Source organism: Bacteroides sp. AF39-16AC (genome assembly GCF_003602735.1).
Lineage (GTDB): Bacteria > Bacteroidota > Bacteroidia > Bacteroidales > Bacteroidaceae > Bacteroides > Bacteroides uniformis.
The window spans coordinates 116,424-139,537 of sequence record NZ_QTLN01000010.1; the positions used below are offsets into that span (position 1 = coordinate 116,424).

The 23,114-nt window shown below is 44.0% G+C and carries 13 protein-coding genes; 1 reads left to right on the forward strand and 12 read right to left on the reverse strand.

Annotation, left to right across the window (positions count from 1 at the left end):
• Nucleotides 1-119: 119 nt before the first annotated feature.
• The 3 genes from DW039_RS10635 to DW039_RS10645 form a co-directional block, all read right to left on the reverse strand.
• Nucleotides 120-1,736 carry a RagB/SusD family nutrient uptake outer membrane protein gene (locus tag DW039_RS10635; protein ID WP_009037857.1) on the reverse strand — a complete coding sequence of 539 codons (1,617 nt, stop codon included), beginning with the start codon at nt 1,734-1,736 and terminating at the stop codon, nt 120-122.
• Nucleotides 1,737-1,757: 21 nt separating this feature from the next.
• On the reverse strand, nt 1,758-4,997 hold the full coding sequence (locus DW039_RS10640; RefSeq protein WP_118273880.1) for a TonB-dependent receptor: 3,240 nt from the start codon (nt 4,995-4,997) through the stop codon (nt 1,758-1,760).
• Between the two features lie 106 nt (nt 4,998-5,103).
• Nucleotides 5,104-6,123 (reverse strand): FecR family protein, encoded by a 1,020-nt coding sequence (locus tag DW039_RS10645; protein WP_120381932.1) that lies wholly within the window; start codon nt 6,121-6,123, stop codon nt 5,104-5,106.
• Between the two features lie 153 nt (nt 6,124-6,276).
• Between DW039_RS10645 and DW039_RS10650 the strand changes: the two genes are divergently transcribed.
• Nucleotides 6,277-6,825: an RNA polymerase sigma-70 factor gene (locus tag DW039_RS10650; RefSeq protein ID WP_005829791.1), complete on the forward strand. Its 549-nt coding sequence runs from the start codon at nt 6,277-6,279 to the stop codon at nt 6,823-6,825.
• Between the two features lie 69 nt (nt 6,826-6,894).
• On the opposite strand, the gene DW039_RS10655 is transcribed toward DW039_RS10650, so the two are convergent.
• The 9 genes from DW039_RS10655 to DW039_RS10695 form a co-directional block, all read right to left on the reverse strand.
• Nucleotides 6,895-9,105, reverse strand: a complete 2,211-nt coding sequence (locus DW039_RS10655) for a glycoside hydrolase family 3 N-terminal domain-containing protein (protein WP_120381927.1) — start codon at nt 9,103-9,105, stop codon at nt 6,895-6,897.
• A gap of 106 nt (nt 9,106-9,211) precedes the next feature.
• Nucleotides 9,212-9,982, reverse strand: a complete 771-nt coding sequence (locus DW039_RS10660) for a hypothetical protein (RefSeq protein WP_120381928.1) — start codon at nt 9,980-9,982, stop codon at nt 9,212-9,214.
• A gap of 11 nt (nt 9,983-9,993) precedes the next feature.
• A complete protein-coding gene (locus DW039_RS10665) occupies nt 9,994-12,714 on the reverse strand; it encodes a sugar-binding domain-containing protein (RefSeq protein WP_120381929.1) in 2,721 nt (906 codons plus the stop codon).
• The gene (locus DW039_RS10670; protein ID WP_120381930.1) at nt 12,711-14,507 is read right to left on the reverse strand and encodes a glycoside hydrolase family 2 protein; all 1,797 of its coding nucleotides are present in this window, start codon (nt 14,505-14,507) and stop codon (nt 12,711-12,713) included. Before DW039_RS10670 ends, DW039_RS10665 begins: the two co-directional genes overlap by 4 nt.
• A 39-nt stretch (nt 14,508-14,546) precedes the next feature.
• Nucleotides 14,547-16,541, reverse strand: a complete 1,995-nt coding sequence (locus DW039_RS10675) for a glycoside hydrolase family 97 protein (protein WP_120381933.1) — start codon at nt 16,539-16,541, stop codon at nt 14,547-14,549.
• A 13-nt stretch (nt 16,542-16,554) separates the two neighbouring features.
• The gene (locus DW039_RS10680) at nt 16,555-18,618 is read right to left on the reverse strand and encodes an alpha-galactosidase (RefSeq protein ID WP_044467975.1); all 2,064 of its coding nucleotides are present in this window, start codon (nt 18,616-18,618) and stop codon (nt 16,555-16,557) included.
• Nucleotides 18,619-18,665: 47 nt separating this feature from the next.
• Nucleotides 18,666-20,828 (reverse strand): FAD-dependent oxidoreductase, encoded by a 2,163-nt coding sequence (locus DW039_RS10685; RefSeq protein ID WP_057255830.1) that lies wholly within the window; start codon nt 20,826-20,828, stop codon nt 18,666-18,668.
• Nucleotides 20,829-21,047: 219 nt separating this feature from the next.
• Nucleotides 21,048-22,052 (reverse strand): FecR family protein, encoded by a 1,005-nt coding sequence (locus tag DW039_RS10690; protein ID WP_120381931.1) that lies wholly within the window; start codon nt 22,050-22,052, stop codon nt 21,048-21,050.
• Nucleotides 22,053-22,105: 53 nt separating this feature from the next.
• Nucleotides 22,106-22,687, reverse strand: coding sequence for an RNA polymerase sigma factor (locus tag DW039_RS10695; RefSeq protein ID WP_005829818.1), 582 nt, complete (start codon nt 22,685-22,687; stop codon nt 22,106-22,108).
• Nucleotides 22,688-23,114: the final 427 nt, after the last annotated feature.

Below are 23,114 nucleotides of genomic sequence, written 5' to 3' on the forward strand. Positions count from 1 at the left end.
TTTATTGATAAAATTAAGGGAATTGCCTTTGTTCTCAATGGACGCGGACAATTCCCTTTATGAGAATCTTGAAAACTATCTTTTTACCTTTATTCGTGTTTTATTTTGTCTTTGTGCTGTTAATATCCTTCGTTTTGCGGGAATTCTGCACCCGTATTTGAATCGATTATGCTCTGAGGAATCGGCCATAATGTGTGGTAATCACGCATAACGGGCCCCGATTCTGTATTGTATTTGCGGGTACGCTCCAATAATTTGCCGGTACGGCATAAGGTAAAGCGGCGTGATTCTTCACCTACCAACTCGCGGATACGTTCGTCCAGCAAGAAGTCCATGGTCATTTCACTGTCCGTAATTTCAGGAGCATGTGCGCGACGGCGTACAACATTGATTGCTTCGCGGGCACCTGAAATATCGTTCAACCCCAACCTTGCTTCGCAGAGTAAGAGATAAGTCTCGGACAAACGGAACTTCATGCGGTCACGGTAGGAACCGGTCAAAGAAAGGTTTTCGGAACGGCCATAGAAGAATTTTGTCAGAGCCGGATAAAGACGGAAGGTGGTAAACCATGTTTCGTCTGTAATCGTGGCTTTTTTACCATAAAGGTCGGGCATGTTCTCGTTGTTGTAATACCAGTTACGTTTGATGTTGTATTCGGAATTACGAATGTCTTCTTCATCAAAGAAACCGGTATCTTCTCCAATCCACCATTTCATTGGTACCAATTGCGACAAGCCGCGGCCACCCAGTGAGTCTGCCAAAACAAAACCGGTAATCTCGAAGTATTTGGGTTCCCAGGCACGGCGTGTCCAGTCATCGGAATTTGTACCGCCACCAGTAGTGTTATATTCAAACTGCATGACCCAAATGCTTTCCATATTGCCGGATGTGCGATTTTGGTTGTTTTCAACGAATAGGTCGGAGAACACATCGCCGTTTGCTTTTGCCTTTTCACCGAAGCGGTCTTCCATCAAGTGGAAATATCCGCTGTTGATGACATTCTCTGCAGCAGTTTCAGCCTTTGCATAATCACCCTGCATCAAGTAAACCTCACTTAGTAAGTGTTCTGCCGCCCATTTGGTCAGCTTGCCGACTTTTACGGCATCAGGGTCAGTAGGCAGGTTCTCGACAGCAAACTGAAGGTCTTCTACCATGTGGGCAATAACCTCTTCCTTCGGTGTACGGGTAAAATCGATTCTGAACTGATCTTGAATCTTGTCTACATAAGGAACGTCTCCATACAGATAAACCAATGTACGGTATGCATAGGCGCGGAAAAAACGTGATTCTGCCTGATAGAGCGCCTTGTCTGTGCTATTATCCCAGTTCGTGTTTATTTCCGAGTATTTCAACATCTCATTGGCTCCTGCAATCAGACTATAAGCCCAGTTCCAGTAGGAGCCTACAATACCGGTATTTGGAGTTAATGTCAAGAAACCGAACGGTTGGATAGAACCGTCTTTGGTACCCATGGTAGCAAGGTCAGTGGCAATCTGTAATGCTTCGTAAGGGCAAGCGGCATTGTGCATGAAGGCACCGTTTTCACCCCAAGTGTTGTATTCAGAGCGTGCTTCGGCATAAAGTCCGGTAGAACCTACTTCGAAACCATAGGAACTTGTATATGTGTTGTCCGGAGCCAGTTCACTTTTCAGTTTCTCATCCAGAAAGTCAGAGCAACCGGTAGCAGACAGAGCTACTAACAGAGCTAGAGTTGCTTTTGATATATAATTTTTCATTGTATATATATTTAAGTAAGTTTAGAATGATAAGTTCAGTCCAAGTACGTAGGAACGTGCAGTCGGGTAAGAGGCAAACCAACTGTTGTCATAGTTCAATACGCTGCGTATGTCACAGAATGTATAAGGATTCTCCACACTGATATTGACTCCCAAACCGCTCAGTCCCAATTTTTTTACAAAATTCTTTTCAAAATTGTATCCTAAAGTGATATTCTTTATTTGGATGTATGTAAAGTCTTTGTAATAGCTGTGTCCGTCGAAGTTGTTATATGCTGGAGAAGCATATTTGGAATTGGTGTGTTCCGGTGTCCAGTAATCGGCATTATGCAGATAGTTGTATAGGTTGTAACTCCAACTTCCGATATTGGCTTCGTTCAACTCACGCGTAACTTTGAAGGTTCCATTCAGTAGGAATGACAAGTAAAAGTTCTTGTAAGTCAATGTATTGCTCATAGACATGAGGAAGCTTGGATTTTTTGAACCGATGATAACTTTATCATTGGAGTCAATATAACCGTTTCCGTCTGCGTCTTTCACTTTGGCAGAACCTGGTTTGGCACCTTTCTGGATCTCTTTTTCTGTACCGTCTGCTGCGGTATAGGTGAATTTGTCACCTTCCTGCCAGATGCCGTCGACGTCATAGTCGTAGTAAACTCGCAAGGGTTTGCCGATGAACCATTTATTGGTGATATCATCTTTTTTGTCACCACGTAGGTCTACAATCTTGTCACGGTTCAGTGAAAAGATGATTCCGGTGCTCCATTCGAAGTCCTTATTACGTATGTTGACGGTGTTCAAGGTAAATTCAACACCTTTATTGCGTGTTTTACCCACATTATCCCAAATGGTTTTATAGCCGTTCATGATAGGAACAGTACGTTTCATCAGCAAGTCTTTTGTGTTGGCGACATACATTTCAATGTTACCGTTGATACGGCCGTTGAAGAATGAATAGTCGATACCGACGTTGAATGTTTGGGTTGTTTCCCACTTTAGATTCGGATTTCCGACACCGTCGTTGGCCAGATAAGCACCGTTGACACCTGCTCCACCGTCACCCCAGATATAGTTTGTGAGGTGCAGACGGTCCAATGTCTGATAGGGGTTGATGGCTTGGTTACCGTTAGAACCATAAGATACGCGGAGCTTCAATTGGTCCAGCCAGTTTTGTGCATTTTCCATAAAACTTTCGGAAGCAATGTTCCATGCAGCAGCCACTGACGGGAAGAATGCATACTTGTTGTTTGCACCGAAGGCAGAATAACCGTCGGAACGTCCGGTCAGGGTCAACATATATTTTCCTGCATATGAATAATTCAAGCGAAGCATATAAGACAGCATCGAGGTTTCTGATAAACCAGAACTTACGGTTTTATTCTTTTCACCTGCATTGATGTTATGATAACTGGAATCATCGTTTACAAAACTTTCGGCACTTGACTTGGAAGTCTTTTTCTGAGTTTGTTGTACACTGAACAAACCTGTAGCGTCGAAACGGTGCTTGCCAAATTCACGATTATATTTGAGCAGATTTTCCCAAGTGTAATCCCAGTAGTGTTCATTGTTGATGCTGGCTTTTCCGCTGGCTGTTCTACCGTCTTTGGTGTCACGGCCATAGTATGTGCCGGTAAAGTCGCTACGATAGTTGTAACCAAAGGTTGTACGGGCTGAAAGACCTTTTACCGGCAACAGAATGTCAGCATAGGTGTTGATGAAGAAGTTACGTCTTGTTTGATCTTGGTCGGCATTGACATTGGCCATCGGGTTAATAATCAGGGATTGGTCCATAGGTTCTTCATAATACTTGCCGTTTTCATCTTTGTAGATACCATAAGGACTTTGCTTTACAGCATGTTCAATATTCGGGGTTATACCACCGCCATCTCTTTGAATAAATTGGGTCTGTATACCAATAGTCAGCCATTTGTTTAATACTTGTGTGACATTCAAATTGATATTGTAACGTTTCATAGCAGAATTGTAGACTACACCTTCTTGATCCAGATAGGAAACTGCCCCCATATAAGTGGTGCTTTCAGTACCTCCGGAAATGCCTACTTGATGTTCCATGGTAAATGCATTGCGGAAAATATAGTCCTGCCAGTCGTTTGTAACGCCTTTCTTGTAATTTATAAGTTCGCTGGCACTCAGAATATTCTCAGGAGCCAATTGGTCTCCGCTCCATCCATCTTTCAGGCGTGCAATGTCTTGTTTAAATGTGATGTATTCGTCTGGAGTCATCACATCAATAGTCTGTTGGGGTTGCGACATTCTGAACTGCCCTTTGTATGTAACTTGGGGTGCACCTTTCTTGCCTTTCTTTGATTGAATCAAGATAACACCATTGGAACCGCGTGAGCCGTAGATAGCTGCTGCGGAAGCATCTTTCAAGACACTAAGGCTTTCGATGATGTTTGGGTCAATATCACTCAAAGAACCATTGTAAGGAATACCGTCCAATACAATGAGCGGTGCATTGTCAGCACTTAATGAGTTTTCACCACGTACACGGAGGGTTTGGTCTGCCCCCGGTTTCGCATCACCAGTAGTTACGCTTAAGCCCGGAATTTGTCCTGCGAGACGGTCCATCAAGTTACTGCTATTTATCATGTTCAGTTTCTTCTGGTCTACTGATACCAGACCTCCAGTCAGGTCGGACTTACGCTGTGTACCATAGCCGATTACCACGACTTCTGCCAGTGTTTTACTGTCTTCCACTAACTTTACGGTACTGTTTCTACCAGCTTTTACAGTCTGTGTCACATAACCGATATAGGAGATTTTGAGATTACTCCCTGCCGGTGCGTTGATTGTGTATTTTCCGTCAAGATCTGTAATGACACCAGTACTGGTTCCTTCCACCATGACATTTGCTCCGATAATCGGTTCACCACTTTCGTCAATTACTGTACCAGAGATGTTCTGTGGTTGTCCGGATATTGCCTTGTTATTCTTTCCGGTATATAAAATAATGTGTGTTGCGTCGATTTCAAATTTAACATTGGTCTCTTTCAATAAGGCTGCTATTGTCTTATTAATAGTTTCATTCTTAACATTCAAGCTGACTTTCTGTTTGATGTCTATTTGCTGCGATTCATAGAAGAAAGTGTATCCGCTTTGCTTTTCCACTTTTGGCATAGCCTCTGATAATGGGATATTTGTGAACTTCAGTGTGATCAGTTTCTCTTTCTTTTGTGCAGAAACCGGGGCACATAGAAATACCAGTATAAGAATGATGAGTTGTTTTCTTATATCCATAATTGTCTTAAATTTAAAGATTAATGTAGGTGTTTACTTTTCGTTAATTATTAAATAATGTGCATTTCTCATTTGTTTGGCATAAGTTTTTAATTTTGTTACTGTTTCATTTTACTTTTTGTTTTGTGTCTGCAAACGAAATTGTCAACTCATTCTCTTCGTTAAAGGTATATTTCATAGGTTGGATGCGTGCCATGATGCGGAGTATTTCGTCCAGCGGTTCGCTACGCAACGTAAACGTATAGAAATATTTATTGGATAATGTAGGATCCACGTCTATCTTTACCCGATACCATTTAGAAAGCAGTTTGCAAATGTCTCCCAATGAACGGTTTCTGAATACGAGTTGTGTATTTGCCCACGAAGAGGCAAAATGTACATCATCTTTTTCTACCTTAAGTGTCAGGGTTTTCCGATTAAAAGTAGCTGTTTCGCCCGGTTTGAGGAAACGGTTCTCTGTCTCGGTTTCCAAAGAGACGGACCCTTCTACCAAACTCACCAATGTATTTTCCGAACCGGGGAATGCATCGACATTGAATTTGGTTCCGTGAACTACGATACGCATACCTTCTGTCTGCACGATAAAAGGTTTGTCAGCATCGTGTGCTACATCGAAGTAAGCTTCACCAGTTACATTTACGATACGCTCATCCTTATTCATTTGTGATTCGTATTGCAAAGAGGTCTCTGTATGCATCCATACTTCGCTTCCGTCAGGAAGGAGAACCTTAGACTTACCCGACAAATTAGAGTATAACTGCGGCATGGCTTCAGGCTGTCCGTTAAGGAATCCTATGTAGAATGAGCAACCGATGGCAACAGCTATACATGCAGCTACTGCGTAGCGGTATATCCGTTTCAGTTCGAAGCGTTTCTTTGCAGGTTTTGCAGTCTGCTTAGGCTCGCTGGCGTGCATACGGTTGACAAGTTCATTCCAATAATATTCGGTATTGGGCGTGTAGTTTTCTACATTTGCCTGAATTTTTTTCCATAACAGTTGCAATTCCTTGAATAACGCTTCGTTGTTACTGCTGCGTAACCAAGTCTCCAATTGCCGCTCTTCGTCTGCGGAAATTTCCTGTTTCAACTTAGGAATGATTAAATTCCAAGGAACACTTTTTTTCATGATCATGATGTTTTTATAGGCCTTCACTTATATGACACATCACTTGAGTTTAACCCTTATTCCGATTCCAATTATTTTTTTAATAAATTTCGAGGAACAAATAATATTAGTATCTTTGCCGCTCAAGAAGCCCTTATCTAATATAACTTCGATATGCCTGCAGAAGATGATATCCTATTGTTACAGTTAATCAAACAAGATGACGAGAAGGCTTTCAAGCACCTTTTCGATACTTATTTTGTTTCACTCTGCCGCTTCATGTCCCTTTATCTGAGAGACAAGCAGGAGATAGAAGAACTGGCCCTTTCTATCTTTATGAATTTGTGGGAGGGTAGGGCCGACTTGACTCTTAAAATCTCATTCAAGGCTTATCTTTTCCAGTCTGCACGTAATCGTTGCCTGAATGCTTTACGCGATGAAAAGGATACGGTTCCCATCGAGGGAGGAGAAGAATATGGATATGCTCTTGCTGCTGATACTTCGGTGGAGATGGAAGAACTGAATCGATTGATTGAAGAAGCTGTTTGTTCCCTTCCGGACAAATGTGGGCAGGTTTATCGCAAAAGTAGGGAGGAAGGGAAGACTAATCAAGAAATTGCCGGGGAAATGGGTATTTCTGTCAAGACGGTGGAGGCCCAAATAACCAAAGCCTTGAAGCATATCAAGAAATTTTTAGGAGAACAGTATACTTATTTGTTCTAAAATAGAAATTGCAGGCCATCTGTCTTTTAGAATGATGAAAGGAGGATGGCCTGCAATATAAAAAGAAGATTAATCTATAACCGTGAATTTTACTTTCTGGTCTTTCACTATTACATAATATTCTCCATTTTCAAGGAAATGTTCACCATTGGCATTTACAAAACCAAGATCACGCATCGGGTCTATTTCAAAGCGGAATATATGTGTTTCACCTGCTTTAATTAGTTGTTTTTCGAAGTGCTTCAACTCTTTGCATGGACGGGTAATCGTGCTAAATGGGTCTGAGATAAACCAATGCACCACTTCTGCACCGTCACGTTTGCCTACATTGGTGACTGGGATTTCCATTACCAACTTTTCACCGCGTCTGATGGTTTCTTTGGGCAAGTTGATATTACCATAATTAAAGGTGGTATAACTCAAGCCGTATCCGAATTCATACAGTGGGGTAGAGGGGATGTTTTGATATTTGCCACTTTGTGGACGGGCTGTTTTGCGCTGATTGTAATAGATTGGAATCTGTCCGGTGGAACGTGGAAAAGTAATGGAAAGCTTGCCCGAAGGATTTACCCGGCCGGACAAGACACCTGCCAATGGTTTACCGCCAGGTACTCCCGGTTGCCACATTTCAACGATGGCGTCACAGAGAGGTTCCACTTTAGAGAGTCCCAAAGGACGTCCGTTAGCCAGTACCAGAACAATCGGTTTGCCTGCTTTCTTCATTTCAGCAATGAATTCCTCTTGAATGGCAGGCAGTTCTATGATGGAACGCGATGCGTTTTCGCCACTCCACTTTTTCTTTTCACCCATACAGAGTAGAATGACATCTGCTTTCCGGGCTACAGCCAGTGCCTCACTGAATTTGGAAGTGTCGTTACCGTCGAAATCACAACCCTCGGTATAAATCAGTTCAGCCTTGCCTGCAAATTCTGCATCCAGCGCCTTTTTGATGGGGAGGACATCTTCTGCATGTCCATGTCCATACCATGACCCCAGGAGCTCGGCACAGTTTTCTACCAGAGGCCCCATGACGGCGATAGTTGGCTTGTTCCCGTTTGCCAGAGGGAGTACCTTGTTTTCATTCTTCAGTAGAACAATGCTCTCTTCTGCCAGTTTCTCTGCAATAGTCAGGCTTTGTGGAAGGAGGAAGCGCTCTTTTTCTGTAGATGTCGGGGTGTAGGGATTGTCAAAAAGTCCAAGGCGGAATTTGATACGGAGCACGCGTTTTACTGCATCGTCCACCAGTTGCATGCTTATTTTACCTTCTTCCACCAGCTTTGCCATATGCCTGTCATAGCAATGCCCCATCATGTCCATTTCTAGGCCAGCGTTGAAAGCCAGACGGGCAGCTTCTTTGCGGTCGGCAGCATGGCCCTGGTCAATAAGTTGCGGTACTGCAGACCAGTCTGAAACAACAAAGCCGTCGTGTTTCCAACGGTTCTTCAGAATTTCTGTCATCGTGTAATGGTTGGCGCTTCCGGGAGTGCCGCTGATGTCATTGAATGAACTCATTAAAGTAGCGGCACCGGCTTTTACGCCAGCTTCATAGGGAGGAATATAGGTGTCCCACAGAGTCTGATTGGAGATTTCCGTATAAACATAGTCACGTCCTGCTTCAGAAGCGCCGTATCCGATATAATGTTTAAGGCAGGCGGCTACTCGCTTGCTGTCGGACATGTCTTCACCTTGGTATCCTTTGATGGATGCGACACCGAATACAGCATTGGTATAAGGGTCTTCGCCATAGCCCTCTGCAACACGTCCCCAGCGTCCGTCTCTTGCCACGTCAATCATAGGGGAAAAAGTCCAGTCTACCCCGGACATGCGTGCTTCCTGGGCGGCAACGGCACATGCTTGTTCTACCAATTGGGGATTCCAAGAACATGCTTGTCCCAAAGAGATGGGATAAATGGTACGGAACCCGTGGATGACGTCGTATCCGAAAAGGATGGGGATACCCAGACGTGATTCTTCCATTGCTTTTCTCTGAGCCTCGTTACGCAGATTGGCATCTTCATCAAAATAAATGAGGGAGCCTAATGTGGCAGGAATTTTTTTTACTTCCTCACCACGATTGTTCTCGTTGTTATTCCGCCCCAAAGTGTACTGGTTGAGTTGTTGTACCTTTTCTTCCAGTGTCATTCTGCTGACCAGGTCATTCACACGCTCCTCAATGGGAGCTTTGGCATCTTTGTAGATGGGTTGCTTTTTGTTTGCAGCCATTGCTCCGGCCAGGCAACCACTTAAAAGGAGGCAACTGATAAATGTTAGTTTCTTCATGATATATATAATTATGCTATTCTCATTAAATAAGACACGTTTTTCGGAATCTGCTCCTACACAAAGGTCGTTTTTTTAAGGAATATAAACAAGTACATGCAAGGGCTTATTTGAAAATAGGCTTATCGGTTAGTGTCATGGAAGCTTGTTCGTTATTTTTTAGTTCAAATACCACTATTTCATTATTACCTGCTATCAGAGCACCAGCAGGTATCTCCAGGGTCTTTTCTGCATTTTCTTCCCAGTAGGCACCCAAATATTGCCCGTTTATCCAGACTTCTCCCATTCCCCAGCCAGACATGTCAAGAAAGGTCTCTTGTGCCGGATTGCTTACTGTGACACAACCTTTACGGAAGCAAGGGATGGAGGAGGTACCTTCTTTGAAAGTTATTCCGGCCACATCGCATTCCTTAATTTCCAATGGGGTCATCTTCCAGCCTTCTAAATCTGTCTTTCCCAATGTTATGCTGCCGTAGATACCTTTTGAATTGTCCAGAATTTCAGGACCATAGGTAATACGTCCGATATTTTCAGTATAGATACTAAGTTTGTGTATACCTATCGGTAGATTGGTTTTCAAGCTTTTACTGCTATCTTTTAAATATCCTTGCAGTTTGCCGTCTGCATAGACCACAGCATAATCCCGTACGTTTTCAATAGTTAGTGTGGGATTCTCCTCTTCCACATCAACGGTTGTCTCATAGAGGGCATAGCCGAAATCCATATCCAGTTCATTCATGGGCAGTAAGGCATCATCTTCTACTGTTTCTCCATAAACTTGTTCCAATGGAGCTGTTTGTGACATTTTTATCTCTTGTGCTGCTGCCGGTCCGACCGGCAGCAACAAAAGAGCCCAAAGCAAGAATAATTTCATCATATTTCCTTTATTTATTTCTTTAAGAATGATTCAATGTAGGACTCGTCAACGGTAATTTGCGGAGCGAATTTGTCACTCTTTACGTAGCGGTCAATGCTTTCCAGCAATTGCTGGGTGGCAGGACGTTCGTTGATGTTTTTCTGGGTATCTACGGCTAGTACCAGTAGACTGCCTTTCTTCACTTTTGCTTCGAAACCAATACCGAGCTTTTCATTATTGTCGTAATGGTCTATTACTTGTATGAAAGGCCGCAGTGCTGCCGGAGCATCTTTCATCTCAATAACCTTGGCATTTTCCAGAATGTCCCACCACTGCCAGTCAGTATGGTAGGAAGTTATGAAATGCTCGAATATAGGCTGGTCGTCATGAATCAGACAGCCAATGGTCATAGGAGGCCATTTGAACATTATCGGATTCCAAAAGTGATTGTGGAACACGGATTTACGACCTTTTACTTTGGAAGGTTTGGGGCAGAGTACCACTTTCTTGCCATCGGCAAGGTGTTGTTTTGCTTTTTCATCGAATACTGTGGTGTAGAGCACTTCACTAGTGGACTGCATTAAGTTGCTATGACGGGGATATACCCAGATATCCCAGCTGTTTTTTACGTGTGCAACAGAAAGATGGACCGTCAGCTTCTGTGGTTCAGTGATATTGTTCAATGCATAACTGAAACTGCCAAGTGGAAATACCCCGTTCTTTCCGACAGTTTGTGTTTTCAGTTTTCCGCTCTTAAGGGTTTTACCGTTGCTGTCGGTGATACTCCAATTGATTTTTGCGTTTTTCAATAGGGTAGGTCCATAATTGTATATTTCCGCTTTTCCTTCAAATACTTCATCATTGTAAAGTGCGCGTTTGTCGAAACGGAGCAACGCAACAGTCGGTGCACAGAACTCGCGCCACTTTTCCGGTGTGATGAGCCCTTTGGTATTCCAGAAAGGATCGAGAATGCCTACCGGTGCATATCCTTGTCCGGTAAAATCATTCAGAGACAGTAATTGGAAACCGCCTTTCAGATAAGTGCGCAACTGGGCTTCTATGACATCCTTGTACTCTATGGCGGTCAAGGCTCCAGAAGCACGGAAGAAGTCATGTGCTTGGTCAAGCATGTGGTTTTTGTCCAGCAGTTCACGGAATATCTCGAAATTACGCGCTTGTACGGGGCCGGTGAAGTTCTTTATTTCCTCGAAATTGGGATAGATGCACCGCTGTCCGGATTCATGCGAGATGATGGGCAGGCCTACTCCCAGTTCCTTGTTTTTGTCCCAGTTTGTATAAGGACGTCCTTCGTAGATGGCCATGTGTCCTTTGGTAGTCTGATGGGTAATGTAGAACTGGTCTGATTTGACACGTGTGCGGGCTGTGGAACCGCTGTATAGACGGCGGTTATCCAACTGGCGGGCCGTGGCGGTAAGCTCTTCTATGAAACTGAAATCGCCGGTAATTTCGTTTCCGTTACAGTAGAGAATGAAGGAAGGGTGATTCCCATATTCTTTCAAGATACCCCGCAGCTCGCGACGGAAGAAATTCCAGCGCTTCTCATCGGGTTGGGCATCTTTACCCCACATCGGCATTTCCACCTCCAGATAGACACCCAGCTTGTCTGCCATACGGAACGCAGCGGCAGGAGGACACCAGGAGTGGAAGCGCATATGGTTCATACCATATTCTTTTAGGATACGGAGTACACGTTCCCAAGAGGCATCGTCCACGGGAGCATAGCCGGTCTTGGGGAACACTGCGTTTTCAACGGTACCGCGCAGGTGTATGGGTTCGCCATTAAGGATGATATGGTCCTCACCAGCCTCTACTTCGCGCATACCGAAAGTTGTGCTTTTCTCATGCGCATAGGATTGGCCCTCTACACTGGAAGTCAACTTACAGTCCAACGTATAAAGATTGGGATGGAACTCATTCCACAAATGGATATCCTTACCCAAAAACATTTCTTCCTCAATATAAGTAATGGAATCGGTCACTGTTACTGGTACTTCCTTTTGTAGTCTATAGTCCTTTCCTGTCACGTGGAAGGATATTTTGCCGCTGGCGGTATGTTCTGTACAGTTGCGGACAGTCATTTTGACTTTGATGCTTTTGTTCTTGATGTCCGGATAGACCTGCATGTCATCTACATAGACTGGGTCTACAGCTACCAGCTTAATTTCGCCCAATACTCCGTTCCAGTTTATTTGGGTAAATTCGGAGTGGGCATGGTCCCATTTATGGGTATCGTACTGGTAGCGGTTGTCTATACAGAAAGTTATCAGTTCTTTTTTGCCTGGATGTAGCCATTGGGTCAGTTCGTGGTTGTGGGGAATACTGATGTAGTCTATTTTACTCACTTCTTCTTTGCCTACATATACCGAACTGAGCCAGTGTGTACGTTCAAAATAGAGGAAAATGCGTTTGCCTTTCCATGCCGCAGGAATTTCTATTTCTCGCTGGTACCATGCGGGGCCCATATATTCGTAGACACGGGTCAGCCTATCCAGGTGGCGGTAAGGAGATTTGTAGCCTATTTTATAGTCATCTGTAATTCCCGGCAGAACGATGCTTTCCTGCAGGCGATGGCAGTAACGTACGTCCAGTGAACCTCTCCGGAAGTCCATGACATCTGTCTGGAATGCCCATTCACCAGACAAGTCCATTTCATTCTTTTCTTGGGCATGCCCGCTCCAGACCATAGAGGTCAGGAGGAGGGCAGCCATGTAGTGTTTTATTTTGTGCTTCATTGTTCTGTTTTCTTTTGGTTATAGTAATCACGCATGATGTACCATGCTTTTTTGCGTTGTCCCTGGTCGGAAACCAGTCCTTTACGGTTCCATTCCCCTCCCTGGTGTGGATGGAAACGGAAGGGAGAACGGAAATCAAAAAGAATCCACGGCGATGTTCCGCGCAGGTTGGGGATATGCTTAAACATTTCCAGATTGTCCTTGTAGAGTTGTGCCTGATAATCCTCACTCCAAGAACTCTTGACTTCCGCGTCGCCATGTTTGCCATAGAGCGCTTCGCCTCCGAACTCGGAAATGAAAAGAGGTTTGCCGGGAGCTACATTCCAGACAGCCTGGTCCGGAGCCAGTGGCCAGTCATGATACCATCCCATATATTTGTTGATGGCTACCATGTCTAGGATGTTGATAATGGAGTCATTCATCTCAAAGTTCCGGCTTTCGCGGTTGAAGCGTACCAAATCGAAGGCGGCCGTAATCAGACGGGTTGAGTCGATGTCCAGGCAACATTGTTTCATGTGTTTCAGAAATTCATTGCGCGGGGCGGAAGTGGCTGTTTCATTGGCAATCCCCCAAAAGGCAACGGAACAACGGTTTTTGTCGCGCATCACCATCTCTTTAATCATTCTGCCTGCTTTCTCACGGGTAGCGGTATTTTTGAAGTCAATCCCTTGCCAGATAGGTATCTCTTCCCATAAAAGAAATCCCATTCTTTCTGCTAGGCGGACAGTATATTCATTTTGTGGATAATGTGCCAGACGAATCATGTTGGCACCCAGCTCTTTGGCTTCGGACAACAGCATTGTTGCGTCCGCTTCAGAGAAGGCACGCCCGCGGCGTTGCGGAATTTCCTCGTGGAAGCTGATACTGCGCAGGAAGATGGGCTGGTCGTTCAGATAGATATCTTCACCTTTTACATAAAGGTTACGGAAACCAATTTGCTCGTTGAGCCGGTCACTTTCCGAAGTGATGGTTACATCATACAGCTTTGGAGCATCCGGTGACCAACGTTGCAGTTTTTTGGTTTTGATAGTGGCCTGGGCAATTCCGTTGGCATCGGTAGTCATGTTCTGTCTGATGCCCAATTCGGGGATGGCGACTTGTACGTTGATGCCAGGCTTTGCTTCGGATAAGGTTACTTTGGCACGAATCAGGTTGGATTGTACCTTGTCCAACTGGATGAAATGGTCTTTGATGTAGCTTTGTGGAACGCTTACCAACATTACATCGCGTGTGATGCCGCCGTAATTCCACCAGTCAAAGGACATGGCAGGGATGGCATCCGTGGTGCGGGTATTGTTGACTTTCACCACCAGGAAGTTGTCCTTTTGCTTTACCTTATCTGTGATTTCCACTTGGAAGGGAGTGAATCCGCCTTCATGACTGGCTATTTTCTCCCCGTTCAGATATATTTTGCTACGGTAACTTACCGCACCGAAATAGAGAAACAAACGTTTGCCGTCAGTCTTTGGGGTATCGAAAGAGCGTCCGTACCATACTGTTCCTTCATAAAATTTCAACTCGGGCATTTGTGAATTGAAATCGGCAGGTACATTCAGGACCAAACCTCCGTCGAAAGAGTATTCATAAAATTGCTTGTTGTCTTGAGGTTTTCTGTTTTTGTACACCTGCATCCTTTCTCCTTGGTCATAAAGGTCTACAATAGCTCCCCACTTCCCATTCAGTAGCCGGTAGTCGCGTCCGTAAACATTGGACAATAAGTCTTGTGCTTGTGACTTGCCTCCCAGTACAGACACTGCGAGCAAACAAGTAATCATTAATCTTTTAATTTTCATAAATCGTATGTATCAGTTAACGTTTAAAAAGCCTATGAATTATTCTTTGTATATTTTCAATGCGCATCCGCCTCCTTGTGCCATTTTGACGGTCAGTTTACGGGATGCAGGAATGTCTGTGACGGTCTTTTGGTAGTCGGAAGCCAGGCGGTTGGCATTCACTCCGTCATGAAACATTTCCGCTTTCCATCTGCCTGCACCGAGGAAAGAAAGGTCCAGTGTCAGAGTACGTGCATCCCAATTGGTTAGGGAGCCGACATACCAGACATCTCCTTTCCTGCGCGCCATTGTAATGTATTTTCCAATTTCTCCGTTCATGGCTATTGTTTGTTCCCAAACGGTAGGGATGGTAGCGATGAATTCCGTGCATTCTTCTTCACGGTCGTAATTGGTGGGACTGTCGCACAACATGTTCAATGGTGATTCAAATACTACATATTCAGCTAATTGGCGGCAACGGGTTCCCTGGCTCATTGGGGTATCCATTGAGGAGTGGTAACACCGTTTGTTGGCATTGTGCATGGCGCCTTGTGTATAGTCTACCGGTCCGGCCAGCATACGGATGAATGGCATGGTGACATCGTAGGTTACCTGGTCGGTATGGATGTCACTCCACTTCATCTGTTCCAGCCCGTGAACGGCTTCATAGTTGATGACATTGGGATAAGTGCGGTTCAGCCCGGTAGGTTTGTACGTGCCGTGAAAGTCTACCATCAACTTATATTTAGCGGCAGTTTCGGCAGCCCGGTAGTGGAAGTCTACCATTTCCTGGTCATCCCTATCCATAAAGTCAATCTTGAATCCTTTGATGCCCATTTCGGAATAGTGCTTGCATACATGTTCCATGTCGCGGGCAAAGGCATGGTAACCTGCCCAAAGGATGAGTCCTACATTCTTTTGCCTGGCATAGGACGTGAGCTTTTTTAAATCAATTTCCGGTACAATTTGGAAAAGGTCAGCCTTGAGGTTGACAGCCCAGCCTTCATCCAGAATCACATACTCGATGCCATGCCGGGAGGCGAAGTCGATATAGTGCATGTATGTTTCATTGTTTATTCCAGCTTCGAAATCCACGCCTTTGATTCCCCAATGGTTCCACCATTCCCAGGCCACTTTGCCCGGACGTATCCATGAGATGTCTTTCATGCGTGATGGAGCAGCCAGCTTATAAACCATATCGTTATCTGCCAGCTCCTTGTCATTTCTTGCCACAACAATGATGCGCCAGGGCAGTTTGGCTTTCGGCTGGCAGGAAGCAATGTAGTTTTCACGCTCTGTGACTAATATTTGCAGTTGGTTATGCCCGCCTTGTTTTTTTGTTTTGGGGACGGCGGCAAAAGCGGAAGTGAGTGCTGTTCCCCCGTTTCTGTTGATGAGGAACATGCCCGGATAGCTCTCCACGTCGGATTCGGCAATACAAAGTTTACGGCCGTTTTCCTGCTCTATTACTACGGGGGTAAACATCAGTCTTTGGGGGTTCAGTCCGGATAGCTCTATATGTGTATAGGTGTTTTCAAAAGAGTTGGAGAACTGGGCCTCTATCGGTTGTTTATCGCCATCTTTTACATAAGGGACAATCGATTTGTAGTCCTTGTTGAAGTTGAAGGCGGCTTCTTCGTTTGTAACTTTGAACGGTCTGTTTCCGGTCGCTGCGAACCGGTATGCCATTCCTTCATTGTACATTCTGAAAATGAGGTTGAAATGTTCCCGGAAACTTAACGTCATTTCATTATAGGCATCCTTTACTTCACTGCGCTTGTAGAAAGGAGAGGGAATCACCTCATTTGCCTGGCGATGACTGACTCTCTTAAGATGGGAGCCGTTACCCCAGACTGTCCCATTATCCAGATGTACTGATAAGGGAGAGGGGGCTACCAATGTATGCCCTTCTTCCGTCAGCTTGTAAGTGATCCGGTCACCTATATATAAGGTAACCTCCAACTTGCCGTCCGGTGAGTTCAGACGATATTCCTTTTGTCCGAACATGTTCGGGATGATGAAAAGCAGTGTTGTGAGTAAGAAAAGTGTTCTCATGTCGTTATTTATTTTAGCGTTTGTTTTTAATTTCATACTTGTAGACAACATAGTCATTGATTGATGGCAGAGAGATTTCCAGCCTTCCTTTCTTTCCGGTTACTGCTGTCATAGCTTTGCCGTGTCCCATCAGTGGGGTACATCTTACAGTGACACCTTCTGGCAGCCAGGTTTCGACTTCTGCAGTCCCTTCTGGATGATTTTCACGGTACACAATCAAGTATCCTCTATCTTTCTTTAGAGACTGGAAGCCGGTCCAAGAGCGTCCCGACGGTTCATCTCCTATGGGTAGGATAGTGCCGGAATGCATGTCATGCTGAAATTTCTTGTAGGCTTCTGTATGTTCCCGTAATGTAAATGCTTCCTCGGGTAGATTGGTACCTTCCATCCAGGCAAGCGGCTGTCCTGCTAAAGTCGTAGCAAACAGATATTCAAATGAATAGTTTTCCGGAGCGAAGACTTCTCCTTTATATTTATCCGTATTTCTCCATTTGTTCAGGAACTCTATTTGCAGCTTTTCTGCCGGAACATATTTGGAAAGCATCCAGAGGTTACGCAAAGTCCAGTAAGGATAGTAGTTCTGCCAGTCGGTATAACGGTTTTCCAGAAAGATATTTCCATATTCATTGAACATGTGGTAGCCTCCGCGGCGGCTGGCTGTCGCATCAAGGTTGAAAATCACTTCCTCGTCCGTCTCTTCCAGCACTTTGTTGAATAAGCGGTGCAGGTTTGTTTCGGCTTCTTTACTGGGAATGGTGAGCCCGTCTATCTTGAATACTTTGATGCCGTATTCGCGATAGAGGCTGATGAGTGCTTGCGCATCTTTCTGCCAATCGGCAAAATCATTTTGTATGCTGGGATTGAACCAAAGACCGATTTCAATACCTAATTCCTTGCCACGTTTTACGATGGGATGCAAACCACGTGGATACTTTTGCGGATCGGGTTTCCAGTAGTCTTTATTGTTCCAAATGTTCTTGAATGAACCGCGGGCTACAGCTGAATTAGGGCTTTTACCTATTTGCCAGCCATCATCAATCTGGAAATGGGTGATTCCCAGACGGGCGGCGCGTTCCAGTTCTTTCAAACAGAAGGATTCGTTTACTTTTGAGTCCTGGCTACGGTCTCCCCAGGTGTTCATCATAATCATCTCGTCGCGGTCGGCCCGGTAAGTACGTATATTCTTCTGATATGAACGAAGCGCTTGTAGTCGGCTCAGTTCATCTTCTCCGTATATTCCCAATACGCATCCGTATGTTTTGGTCCAACGGTCGGGAGTCACGTCTTTCTCGGTAATGCCCAGGCCGGTTACTGTAAACTTCCCGAAATCAGTCAGAAAATCCTTTCCTTGATAGGCTAATTGTACCGAAGAGCAGGGAGCCTCTTTTAAAAAGAAGATGCCACAGTTGTTCTCGCCATTAAAGGCAAACAGCAGATTGCCGCGATATCCCAGTTTGCGATAGGAAATAATCTCTTTCTCGAAAACCAGGTTGTTGTGCCAGTCGGTCACATCGGAAAATTCCACGCTGCGAGCGTGCCAATGTTGTCCTTGGAAATGGAACTGGTCTAGTACAGCGGTTACTTCTTTAGATTTCATGTCTTCGGCGAATTCAATATTCTTCCGGTCGGCTGCACTAACTTCTCTGCCTCCGAAAATACTGTTTACTGTTCCTCTTAAATAGGTGTCGCAGGCTATGGCTGGACAATCATCATAAATACGATATACCCGTTTTATATCTAGCTTCTCCAGGCTGAAAGAAACTTCTACTTTCAGATAAGCGGGAAATATTTTAGTCTCTTTTACGGGAACTACTTTGAGTGAACCGTTTGATGGTTGCGGCAAATTTTTCGTTACTCTGAAATCTGGAGTAAGGCTGTGGTTCTTCCATGATTTTCCATTACTCTTGTCGGTCAGACGGTAAGTTATGATATTTCCCCCGTTCCACAAAAAGGTACGTTCGACCAAGCTGTTTCCGATGGTTAAAGTGTCATTTTTCAGACGGCCGTAACAAGTATCTTGTGCGTGTAACGAATATCCTCCGAAAAGGACAAATAATAATGTTAGAATATTTTTCATGATATGCGTGTTTTATTAATACTTAAATTGTAGTATCAACGTGTTTCTTACTTCTTGTTTTTTTCAATGATAAATATACGAGGCTCTTTTAATAATTTTTGTTCATTGAACTTCTGATTATCGGGAATCCCTTCTTTTTTTCCTACTCCCTCTTTCATCAGTGCTTTCAATTCCGGTAGGTGTTTCTGATATACTCCTCTCGGAGTGGTGTTGTACTTTTTACATAAGGAAGCCGCCATCCCGACAACTTCGCCCATCATTCCGGTGGTACGCATTACGCGGACAGTGCCCAGTGCCACATGGGTAACACTGATATTGCGGCCTGCCATAAAAAGATTCTCGATATTCCTGGAATATAGGCAGCGGTAGGGCACTGCGTAAGGATATATATGGATGTGCTTGGTTGCTGCTTTGAAGGGCGCGTCAGGAAAGTGTGACGCATTGAGCGAATCCGGGAAATGCAGGTCGATGCTCCAGGTTGTGACGAAGGAGGCATCTTCGTGATAGACATTTTTGTCTATATCATCTTGCTTTAGAATATAATCGCCCAACAATCGGCGTGATTCGCGTTTCCCGGCAATATAGGCTACCCAGTCCAATGCGCGGTTCTTATATTTCTTGTTGTCCTTTAATTCATTTTTCAGAAAACTCCAGTTAGAATAGATGACCATTAAGCCATAATCACGTATACGTTCGAAGTCGTCGATTTGATTGAAGTTCATGCCGGTTTCCCATTTCCATTCACCCATCGTCACTTTTTCGCAATTCTTTTCATTGAATTGCAGACCGTACGAGAAAATAGGGAAACGGGTAGGTTTACCTTTGTCTGCAGAGTACCATTGTACGGATGAACCCATTGTCATTTTGTCCGGTTGAATCGGTGCCAGCTCTTCTCCGTATTCGGTACGGGATTCGCGTCCCATGTTGTAGTCTGCACCGGCCAGATACCCGATGGTGCCGTCTCCGGTACAGTCGGAGAACAATGGTGCTTTCAGTTCCACTTCTTTTCCATTCTCTATATGCTTGATGATGACAGATTCTATTCTGTTGCCATCGGTCTTTACAGATATGGCACGGTAGTTGGCATAAAGGGTGATATTCTTTTCATTGGCGATAAAAAGCTCCTTCTTTTCATCTTCATAGTTTGCGGCAGGTTTGGCATTTCCTTCTTTAGAATGTCCGAATTCTCTTATCATACGTCCCAGTCCGGAATTGGGGCCTACTCCGATATTGCCCCCTAAGTGAACCCTGACTTCAGAGCTATTATTGCCGCCAAGTACTGGACGGTCGTTGATTAATGCCACTTTGCATCCCAATCTGGAAGCGGTTGCGGCTGCACACATACCGGCTATACCGCCACCAGTTACAATCACATCATAGGAGTATTGCTCCGGTTCGGCTGGAATATCCAGCATCTTTTTACGGAAATCTGTCAGTTGTGTGGCCTGAGCGGGAGGGAGCTGCCCTTTTTCCGTAGTAAAATAAATGGCATCGCAACGGCCATTAAAACCGGTCAAATCTTTTAATGTCAAACTAGAGCTTCCTGCTTTTACAGAGACTGTTCCGGCAGGTTGCCACATCCATTGTTTGCCCTCGTCCCCTAAAACCACTGGCAACTTTTTATTGTCGACGGCTAAAGTGAATTTTCCCGGTCCTTTACCATCATACCAGGGAGAAGTCCAGTTGTAGGTGCGTACAAATACATAATATGTACCGTCTTCAGGAAAAGAAATGGTAGTGGAGGCATCCTCAACCGGGACTCCCATTCCATGAGCCATCAGATAAGGTGAACCCATGAGGTCCATGAATTGTTGGTCTACTACCCATCCCCCCTTTCTGTCAAAGCTTTCTGCTTCCACCAATAACTTGCTGGGTACTTGTTTCCTATTGCCTGAAGGCTTGTTGGCTTGTTGGAATAATAGAACCTGCTTGTTGGGTTTTATTTCGAAAGTAATTTTGGTCCCTTTGAACAATTCCTTTAGGATGGCTTCAAGTGGGGCATTGGATACATGCAAATCTTTTCGGGTATCAAGATTGGGCAGTTTGTCGGTATAGAATACATTGTAGCCGCTGGTCTTTTCAATTTGAGGTATAATCTGCTTGATAGTCTGCTGGTTTATAGATACACTGATTTGGGCAAAGCTATTTCCCCAGAAGAACAGCATTCCCAGTAATATTGAAAATCGCGTAATTATTTTATTTTGTCTCATGTCTTATCATATCAGGTTAATTACTTTTTTACTTTAAGAAAGGTACGACAAAGGCTAACCCTAATTAAGCTATTAGAGTATATTAAAACTATATTTCTCGAATGTTTAAATTTTATTGTCGCTGCCAGAAGTCGGTCATTGTGTCTGAGGTAAAAATCCTATAAAATCTATTCCATATACTTTTTGTTTTAGTTAATACAAAGGGCTATTTTTACACTACTAATATATTATAATCGTATTGTCAGATTCTATCTTGTAATTAATGCCGCCAGCTTGGCTGATGTATTCCAATACATTGTTTAAACTGCCGTTTTTAATGATGCCATGATAAGTATATTGTTTGGCTTTCTCGTTTTTGAATATAAATTTGCAATTATACATTCGAGTAAGCATGGTACAAATTTCTTCAAAGGATTCACCATAGAGTGCCAGTTCGTTGCTTCTCCATAGCAAATAACTTGCATTAGGATGAAGCTCGCTTTTTTCGAACTGTCCATTGGTCAGGTTGCAAACGAGCCTTTCGTTTGGCTTCATATATGCCTCGTGTCTGCCGTCGTCTACTTTAACCTTTCCACTTATCAGGATTACAGCTACTGATTTATCGTCTTTATGTGCACGTATATTGAAGCTTGTACCTAACGCTTGTACATTGATGCCATTTGCTTTCACGATGAAAGGCTTTTCCTTGTCCTTTGCAACTTCAAAATAGGCCTCTCCTTCCAGGGAGACCATACGTGTTTTCTTGTTGTAAGTGTTGTCATATACAATTCTTGAATCAGAATTGATGTAGACCTTTGTGCCGTCAGCCAAAATGATGTCGGCCTTCTGCCCGTTGGATACGGACATGGTGACTTCTGTATTGGCGTCATCGGCCGGTCGTTTGACTCCTGCATAATAGGCTCCGCTTCCCACTGCCAATATGATGCAGGCAACTGCAGCATAGCGCCCAATCTGACGCAGGAAACGGTTCCTTGTTTTCAGGACCTTCGTTTCCGTGGTGGAACTTGCGTCTATCTGGCTTAAAAGTTCGGTGAACATTTCATTTTGTACGGCTTTGTCCATCGTGTCCGGAGCCAGTGCCCAGCATTGCTGATAGTATGCGGAAAATTTCTGTTGAAAATCCGGTTGCTTAATCCATGATTTCAACTGTACATCTTCTTCAGGGCTGGTCAGTCCTCGAAAGAAACGATCCAAAAGTTCAATATGACTGTCTTTTTTATCCATGTTCTGTAGTATATATCTGTATGCCTGCCAAAACACTCACGGATTTTCGTGCTTTAACAATTATTTAGAAAGTAGAAGGAGAGGAAAAGCATGATGAATTTGCGTAATTCTTCTTTCAGTAGTTTCATAGTACGGTAGAAATGAGCCTCTACGGCACGTTCCGTCAAATCTAGCTGTGAGGCGATTTCCTTGTTGGACAGTTTTCCTGCTCTTTTCAGCTGAAAGACTTCCCGTGAAACTTCTGGCAGGCTTTGCAGAAGTTGCTCTATCTGTTTTTCAATGATGGAGACGTCCATATCCATCGTATCTTCCTCGATAGCCTCTGCTTCTGTTTTCAGCTTGTTTTCTACAAATTTGTTGTGTAATAATCTTCGTTCGGTTTCTTTGTATACCATGTTGCGTGCGATGGTGCATAGATATGCCGGAAAACTTTTCTCGGTATCCAGATTACTGCGTTTTTCCCATATCGTCATGAAGCTGCTTTGGGTGATGTCTTTGGCTAATGATTTGTCATATACGAGAAGGACGATGGTGTTGTACAGCCTGGCACTGTATTTTTCGTACAATGCTTCAAAGGCAAATTTATTGCCTTCTCTCAACTTGGCTACCAATAAAGTATCATTTTCTTTCTGCATATTGATTCATCTTACATTTACGCATTCTGAATGGTAGTGTCTTTGTATAGTAAAGTACTATTCCACATAGACTCTGAAAGAATGAACTACAAAGGTGGTGTTTTTATTATTTATTTAAAAGTTTTTTGCTGAAAATATACTTTGTGTGATTATTATTTAATTCTATATTCCACGATGAAGGAGGATGGCAGAAATAGTCATTTGCAGTATAAGAAGTGGTAAACTGATGGATGGGTTTAGGGGCTTATTGTCAATACATTACATTTACAGCGTTGTTACATCCTTATGTAAAAGACGTTACATGCCGGGGAAAGACTCTTTACACACCGGGGTAAAGGCCGTTACATATCGGGGTAAAGGTAGTTACATCCTGGGGTATGTCTTTTCCTGATTTAGCTAGACGCTTTTTCTTTTTATAACCGATATC